The organism is Aquimarina sp. I32.4, assembly GCF_002924285.1.
Lineage (GTDB): Bacteria > Bacteroidota > Bacteroidia > Flavobacteriales > Flavobacteriaceae > Aquimarina.
In genome coordinates this window covers 1-6,834 of sequence record NZ_PGUB01000158.1, presented here as the reverse complement: position 1 = coordinate 6,834, position 6,834 = coordinate 1, and the positions used below count along the sequence as shown (strand labels likewise).

Below are 6,834 nucleotides of genomic sequence, written 5' to 3'. Positions count from 1 at the left end.
AACGGTAAGTCAAGAGTTTACTCATGTTGCTACACCAGAGGAAAATGCACATGTAGAAGCTTATCATGGAATACTTAAAAAAGAAGTCTTTCAACGATTTGAGTATAGAACATTTGGAGAGATTCAACAAATACTAAAAAGATATGTGGTTTTCTATAACAACGTAAGGCATCATGGACTATTGGGAAGAATAACTCCTATGGAAAAATGGAACAAAGACAAACACTTAATTTTAATGAAAAATAGAGTAGCATAATTAATAATCCAAATTTAAAAGATTACTCTTGTTTTATAGGGGTCAAAACATGTGAGTATTTTTGTAACTTTCTAAATTTGGGATTTATTTCAGTTTTTGATTCAGGTTCTAGAAACTAATTAAAAAAAAACTTTGATTTTTAGTAGATTATGATTCGCTAGCAGAGTAAATGTGTACCTATATGCTTAGAGAAATAAGACAGATAAAACCTATGTGTAAACAGGTATAGTACTATTCAAGTTTAGAACATTAAAAAAAGATCATAGAGGAAGGGACATTCTTTACCTAATTGTTTTTTTACAGCAAATAATACTAAGATTTCTAATAGTACTATGGAAAGCATTTTGTTTTTTAGAAAAATAAAAGCCTCTTGAAAATGAATTTCAAGAGGCTTTAGCAATAAACTAGATTATATGTTGACTATTATTCTTTTACAAATCTAGCATTTTGGGCACCTACTTTTATAAAGTAAGATCCAGCTTCTAAGTCTTCAATGTTAATAGTATTGGTAACAGTTCCTTGGTCCACTATTTGACCTAATAAAGTATAGATTGTATAGGATTTAGCACCGAGATTTCTTGTTATAATATTAAGAATAGTACCCTTTATAGGATTTGGATATATTTTTAATCCATTATCAATTATAGTAGGAGGTGCTATCGTCACAGTACCCGAAGCAATTGATGCTACAGGATTGCCACAAACACCAAGGTTTGTCCAACTTGTTGCTGTTTTTTCCCATAGATTGCCTTGGTAAACTACTTGATTACCTGATTGATATGAAATTGATGTACTATGCTGCGAAACATTATTACATCGATTTGCTGATGCTATTGTATTTGTCACAGCTACTTTATCAATAGCAATATCTGCTTGCCATGTAGTTCCTGTAACTCTATTAAATCGCAATTGAACATCTCCTCCAGCATATGCGCTAAGGTCAATGATTGCGTTTTTCCAAGAATTACCTTGACTATTGGTTTGACTCCAAATATTTATCCAATTAGCTCCTTGATCTGTACTGGCCTCTACAGTTATACTTCCCATATTATCAGGGCCATTCATATGATAGCTAAATGTAAAGCTAGCTTGAGTTGTCGATGATAAATCAAAACAAGGGGAAGTCAAAATAGCTCTTTTGTTAGGATATCCAGTTCCATTACCAGAAGCTTCAACATACATATAATACGACCCCTGTGTTGCACTTGCAGGTCCAGTTCCATTTGATGGTGTACCACTAGCACCCACAGTCCAATTAATATCATCTGCTGTAGATTGTGACCATGCCCCCAAAGTATTTTCAAACCCTTCATTGTATGGGAAAGAAGATATTCCTGAGGTACATCCAGAGCCTGTACCACCACCAGTAGTAGTAGCGCTTATTGTAGAACTATACCCAGATTGATTACCAGCGGCATCTTTAGCTTTTAGTCTAAATTGATAGGTTGTGTTTGCTGTTAAGTTATTAATTGTTGTTGTTGTTGTTGAAACAGCTCCAAGGTTTGTATTTCCTCTATAAATATCATAACCAGTTACTGCTACGTTATCTGTAGAAGCAGTCCATGATAAAACTAATTTTGTGTCTGTTATTGAAGAGGTTGTTACATTTGTAGGAGCAGAAGGAGCTTCAGTATCTCCTGGGTTTGTTGAACTTGCAAGCGGCACTTTCCATACGCCACGACCATAAGTAGCTGCAAGAAGTACTTGATCTTTAAGGTTAACTTCTAAATCACGAACGGCAACATTTGGTAAGTCTTGAGAATAATTCTGCCAGTCATTGTTTCCATTTTTATGATACACGCCAAGATACGTACCTAAATAAATCGATTCTGTACCTTTTTGATGTCTTACAATAAATTTACCTTCATTAGGCAGGTTACCACTAATATTTGTAAAACTAGTTCCTTGATTTGTAGACTTAAAAACACCTCCATTACTAGAACCACTTGTTGAAATATAGACAATTTGGTTATTGTCATTATGAACTTCTATAGAAGAGATATCGGTTTGAAAAGTTTCTATTTTGGCCCAGTTCACACCTTTGTTGGTACTTTTAAATAGATTTTTCTTACGAGCAACATACATAATGTTTCCATTTATCGGATCTAGTTCTATATGATCAATCTTTCCTCCAAAATTAAAATTAGTTAGCTTTTGAAAAGAATTGCCATTTAGTTTATAAAAACTAGAATACCCTGCGTATAAAACACCGTTTTTATCAGATACTAATGGGGTAATCCAGTTTCCTTCTTCTGGTCCTTTTGTTACTTCCCTTTGACTGGTTCCTCTATTTGTAGTTACATGAAGACTCTTTCCACTTTGAATAAATCCATAATAGGTATTATCGTTATTTCCACTAACAGCACAGTCCATACCATCTGCGCCATAATAATTATTCCATTCATTTCCATTAAGGGCATACCCTCCATTATCTTGTAAACCACCAACGACATGATCAGCACTGCTATTTTCTGCTACTGAAATTCTGTAGAATTGCCCTATTTGGAGCCCTTTGGTAAGATCTTTAAAGCTTTGTCCATCATTTTCTGAAATATAGATTCCTCCATCGCTTCCGCAAATAAGTTTTCCATCGTAATATCTTAAGAAGTGTATGTCGGCATGCGTATATGTTGCTTGTCTTGGAGAGGACCAATTATTAATTTTAGAAAAGTTACCTCCTCCATTTGTTGATTTCCAAATATTAAGACAGCCTACAAAGACAGTATTCGCATCTTTGTCAGAAACAGCAAGGGCTAAGTCATACCATGCTTGAAAACTCTCAAGAATGTTTGTTGTTTCTGCTGTTTTGGTAAAACTAGCACCACTATCTGTCGAGCGATATAATCCTTGAAAAGAGTAGTTAGAGCTTCTTGAGTGTGCACTTAGTACATATACATAATTTGGGTTTGCAGGGGTTACATCGATTACTAATCTTCCTGAACTTGAAGGTAGCCCACTTTGAACTATTGAAAAACTACCACCTGCATTTGTAGATTTGTAAAAAGATGTTGCTGTTGCCGCATAGATTACATTTGGATTACCAGGTTTAAGCTTTATATCTTTGATGTTTCCTTGCAGTGTTCTGCTCCAGTTAGCACCTGCGTTGGTAGTTTTGTAAACACCTACACTAGTAGCCACCCATAATTCATTAGAATTATTAGGGTTTATATAGATATCATTTGCTGTAGTTTGTGTGTTAGTAAAGCTTAAACCTGTTTGAGACCAAGTAGTACCTCCATTTGTAGATTTAAGAACACCAATACTATAACTATCACTTGCATCATCATCTCCTGTTGCAATGTATATTATATTCGAATTTTTAGGATCTATAGCAATACCTGAAACTCCTATTTGAGATAAATCATCTGATAACGGAGACCAGTCAACTCCTTTGTTAGTAGATTTCCAAATTCCTCCCGCAGGTGCGCCAGCGTACATAACATTTGCATTATTTGGATCTATAATTCCAACATTAATTCTTCCTTGACCAGGTGACCATGAAGATGCCTGATTATGATCAAAAGGACCCATTGGTATCCAACTTGATGTAGCCCTACCGTTTTTTTTAGAAGGTGCTATTTTATTTTTGGCAGCCGTTGTAGTAAAGAAATATGCGGGAGAAGGCAGTGTTCCATCTGGTAACACAGCATTTTTCCAATATTCTCTCCATCTCATAAATGGTTTGTATCCACTTCCTTTTTTGGTATGGTCACGACCTTTCCAATAATTGTCAAATGCAGTGGTAATTTCTTCAAAGGTTATTTTCTTATCAATTCCAGATGTTTTTTTCTTGTTTTCGAATTCTGCCATCCAAGGAGCCGAAGCATTATATTGTGCTATCGTACAATAGCAAGTAAATAGCATTAAAGTAATTAATATTTTTTTCATTGTGTTAGGTTAAAAGATTAAAAATTAAGTTTGATTTGTGAATAAAAAATTAATGTTTGTAGAGAACGATCTTAAAAAAGTATATAGTTGATATTGAGTATTACGAATTTGAAGAGCTTTTCTTTGGAATCGTTCTCTTTCTTTTCATAGTTGAGTCTGTTTTTTTAATTAATAAGTTGAGTTGAGGCTCGAAATTAGTATCTACTTTATGGATAAGTATTTGAAAGCTAGTATTCGTTATTTAATACCTATAATTCGTTAGTCAAAAACTAGAATTCGAAGTATTTGGTATACAAATAGTTATGTAGGAAATGGTGTACGAAAAAAAAGAAGACTAGTTAAATAATTTGATCAGATGCTTATTTTATGGATATGGTGTTTTTGACGATTGAGGTAAACTAAAGATGTATTATAAGATATATGATAGTACAAGATACTAGTGTAAACCCAACTATTTTTGATTTATAGAGAATCCAGTTATCTTCGTATAAGAATTCATCATCGATCTAGAAATTATGTTTTTGCACACCCATCCTTATGAACCTTTTTTTCCAAAAGGAGCTACAAAATTAATTGTAGGAACTTTACCACCGCCACGATTTACTACAGGGGAGTTAAAAACAGGAGATGTAGATTTTTGCTATGGTAGTATTAGTGGATTACTGTGGCCAGTATTGGATAAAATTTTTGAACTAAACTTAAAATTTGAAACCACTCAAGAGGCAAGAGACCAGCGTAAAACATTTTTAAACTCTCGTGGGATAGGTGTTTGCGATATTGTACATAGCTGTATAAGAGAAAAAATAGATGCTTCTGATTTGGGAATGCAACAAATACAGCTTAGAAATCTTATAGGGTATCTAAAACAATATCCTAAAATAGATACCTTGCTTTTTACGGGGGGCAATAGTAAAAATGGACCAGAATATTTTTTTAGAAGACACCTAAAAGAATATAAGATGAAATTAGAAATAATATCAGATGAGGTTCCTAGAATCCATCAATTTAGAGTAGGAGAAAGAGTGATAAAAACAGTATCTCTCATTGCGCCGTCGGGAGCAGCCAACCGATCTATTGGGAGTTTACAGAAATATAAAGATCTAAAAAAAGAAAACCCCAAATTCAACACTATTGATTTTAGGGTAATGCAGTATAAACACCATTTCTAATGTAGGTCTCCCTAATAAAAATTAACCGTAGCTGTGATTATGCTAAGCTTCTATGATGTAATAGATTTTCTAATAGATAAAGAAGATTTAAAAAAAAATATATATTTGTATTCAAATAATGATATAGTAACTTAGGTTACAAGCTTGTTTTTCAACTTTAAGGAAGAAAATAGGGAAAGCAAGTAAAATTTATGGAAGACCTCCATATACCTTAAATCAATAAAAATGATTGAGGTGTATGGAGGTTTTTTAGTTTAACATAATACATACAGTATGAGTGTAATTATTAATCTGTCAGAAATTAAATCAATTCTCAAAAATATTGATTTGATGACGGCTATAGAAAAAGGTTTTGTGGAATATAGTAATGGTAATACTGTTATTCCACCAATAGGAGAGTTGCTTTTTGATAAGCCAGAGGGAGAGGTACATATAAAATATGGATACCTGAAAGAGGATGATTTTTTTCTAATAAAAATAGCTTCAGGGTTTTATGAGAATACAAAAATAGGAATTCCATCTAGCCAAGGGATGATGCTTTTGTTTAGCCAGAAAACAGGACAATCAGAGGCTATTTTATTAGATGAAGGGTATCTTACCAATATTCGTACAGCGATAGCAGGAGCACTAGCGGCCAAATATTTTGCACCAAAAAAGATAGTAGCTATTGGTATTATAGGAACAGGTATTCAAGCAAAATTACAATTAGAATACCTTCAACAATATACCTCGTGTAAAACAGTGTGGATATGGGGTAGAAATATAAAAAATGTTGAGAAATTAAAATCAGAACTGAGTGATAAGTTTGTAATACATATCGCAAAAACACCCAATGAAATCTCACAACATTGTAATATAATTGTTACTACCACGGCTTCAAAAGAATCGCTATTATTATCAGAAGATATTTTACCAGGAACTCATATCACAGCTGTAGGTTCTGATACTTCAGAAAAGCAAGAATTACAAAGTGAAATTTTAGGCAAAGCTGATATCGTGATTGCAGATAGTATTTCTCAAAGTAAAAGTAGAGGAGAGGTTTATAGAGCGATTCAACAAGGTGCGATACTCCCAGAGAAAGTTGTTGAACTGGGTAATGCTATTAAAAATGAGGGGCTACAAAGGAGTAATGAACAGCAAATTAGTGTTGTAGACCTTACAGGTGTTGCTATACAAGATATTATGATTGCAAAATCAATTTATACAAACTACAAAAAACAATAGATTATGAATATTCCAATTTTTGAACTAGAACGAGTACAGTCTTTATTTGAAAACACTGTTGATTATAATTTGACAGAGAGTGGTTTTCATCCGTATACACTAAATGAATTATTAGATAAACAACAAATAGATACACTTACTAATACAGTATTAGGGTATGGACAGACCAATGGATCTATACCATTGCGTAAAAGAATAAGCGCTCTTTATAATGGGGCTATTAACATAGCGGTAATATAATTAGATTATTTGGGATAAAATCCGTATATTTTCCCTATGAAAGAAATGGATTTTAGG

General features: G+C 33.3%; 5 protein-coding genes. 4 read left to right on the top strand and 1 reads right to left on the bottom strand.

Features of this window, described 5'->3' with window-relative positions; genetic code table 11:
* On the top strand, positions 1-256 hold a 256-nt coding region (locus CVD18_RS20735; protein ID WP_146052883.1), incomplete at its 5' end, for an integrase core domain-containing protein.
* Between the two features lie 423 nt (positions 257-679).
* On the opposite strand, the gene CVD18_RS22850 is transcribed toward CVD18_RS20735, so the two are convergent.
* The gene (locus CVD18_RS22850) at positions 680-4,144 is read right to left on the bottom strand and encodes a fibronectin type III domain-containing protein (protein ID WP_158250528.1); all 3,465 of its coding nucleotides are present in this window, start codon (positions 4,142-4,144) and stop codon (positions 680-682) included.
* A gap of 515 nt (positions 4,145-4,659) precedes the next feature.
* Between CVD18_RS22850 and CVD18_RS20725 the strand changes: the two genes are divergently transcribed.
* The 3 genes from CVD18_RS20725 (at position 4,660) to CVD18_RS20715 (ending at position 6,777) form a co-directional block, all read left to right on the top strand.
* Complete coding sequence (locus tag CVD18_RS20725; RefSeq protein ID WP_103867396.1) at positions 4,660-5,313, top strand: uracil-DNA glycosylase family protein; 654 nt, start codon at positions 4,660-4,662, stop codon at positions 5,311-5,313.
* A 273-nt stretch (positions 5,314-5,586) separates the two neighbouring features.
* Positions 5,587-6,537 (top strand): ornithine cyclodeaminase family protein, encoded by a 951-nt coding sequence (locus tag CVD18_RS20720; RefSeq protein ID WP_103867395.1) that lies wholly within the window; start codon positions 5,587-5,589, stop codon positions 6,535-6,537.
* 3 nt (positions 6,538-6,540) lie between these two features.
* The gene (locus CVD18_RS20715; RefSeq protein ID WP_103867394.1) at positions 6,541-6,777 is read left to right on the top strand and encodes a hypothetical protein; all 237 of its coding nucleotides are present in this window, start codon (positions 6,541-6,543) and stop codon (positions 6,775-6,777) included.
* The last annotated feature ends 57 nt before the right edge of the window (positions 6,778-6,834 follow it).

Coding starts and splice junctions, on each gene's coding strand:
- CVD18_RS22850 (WP_158250528.1), bottom strand. CDS start 4,144: ATGAAAAAAATATTAATTACTTTAATGCTATTTACTTGCTATTGTACG.
- CVD18_RS20725 (WP_103867396.1), top strand. CDS start 4,660: ATGTTTTTGCACACCCATCCTTATGAACCTTTTTTTCCAAAAGGAGCT.
- CVD18_RS20720 (WP_103867395.1), top strand. CDS start 5,587: ATGAGTGTAATTATTAATCTGTCAGAAATTAAATCAATTCTCAAAAAT.
- CVD18_RS20715 (WP_103867394.1), top strand. CDS start 6,541: ATGAATATTCCAATTTTTGAACTAGAACGAGTACAGTCTTTATTTGAA.